General features: G+C 68.8%; 1 protein-coding gene. It reads right to left on the bottom strand.

Going from position 1 to position 950, the window contains the following annotated elements:
* Window positions 1–146 precede the first annotated feature (146 nt).
* Complete coding sequence (locus VSO01S_RS26535; protein WP_068645716.1) at window positions 147–803, bottom strand: dihydrofolate reductase family protein; 657 nt, start codon at window positions 801–803, stop codon at window positions 147–149.
* Window positions 804–950 lie beyond the last annotated feature (147 nt).

Genomic DNA, 950 nt, shown 5'->3' with positions numbered 1-950 from the left:
TTTGAGCGTAGCGACGCAGTCGCGCAGCGAGTTCTGCCGCACAAGCCCCCAGCCCGAGCACCGCAGCGGAGTCGATGCCGCAGGCATCGACCGCCCCGGTACGAGCCCCCGGCCCCTGGCGCCTGCCGCGCCCCGCCGCCCCGAAGTCAGTCCTCCCGCCGCAACGTCACATGCGTCGCCTTCTCCGTAGCGACCTGCTCCACGCACCGATACCCGAGCGCACGCCAATCCTGCCCCTGGAACAGCGACTCCCCGCGCCCCAGCAGCACCGGCGAAACAGCCAGGTGGAGTTCGTCGACGAGCCGCTGCGCCATGTACTGCCGCACGGTCGACACGCCGCCGCCCAGCCGCACGTCCTTGCCCTTGGCTGCTTCTCGCGCCGCCTTCAGCGCCGCGTGAATGCCGTCGGTCACGAAGTGGAAGGTCGTGCCGCCCTCCATGTCGATCGGGTCGCGCGCGTGGTGGGTCAGGACGAAGACCGGGCAGTGGTAGGGCGGATTGGTGCCCCACCATCCCTTCCATGAATCGTCGGGCCACGGCCCGCGCACCGGGCCGAACATGTTGCGACCCAGGATCCAGGCGCCCAGGTTCTCGAAGCCGCGCTCGGCGAACTGGTTGTCCACACCCGTGCTGCCGCCGCCCTGGCCGAGCATGGTCTTGAAGCTGCGCGTGCCCAGGACCCAGTCGTGCAGTTCCATGCCGTGCACGCCCATCGGGCTCTGCAGGCTTTGCTCCACGCCGGCGCCGTAGCCGTCCAGCGAAATCGAAAAGCAGTTCACGCGAAGTTTCTGGGGGTCAGGCATCGTTCAGCGCTCCGGGAATGAAGAGAAAAAGAGATCGAGCCGCTAGTTTCGCGCGCGCCCGCGGCGCCATGCAACAACGGCTGCGCGCCCGTCAATCGCCGCCCAGCGCGTCGAGTTCCTGGCGCATGTTGGTGCGCGCCTGCGCCT

The sequence above is a fragment of the Variovorax soli NBRC 106424 genome (genome assembly GCF_001591385.1).
GTDB classification, from domain to species: domain Bacteria; phylum Pseudomonadota; class Gammaproteobacteria; order Burkholderiales; family Burkholderiaceae_C; genus Variovorax; species Variovorax soli.
The sequence above is the reverse complement of the archived record's forward strand: the minus strand, read 5'-3'. Positions and strand labels throughout refer to the sequence as shown.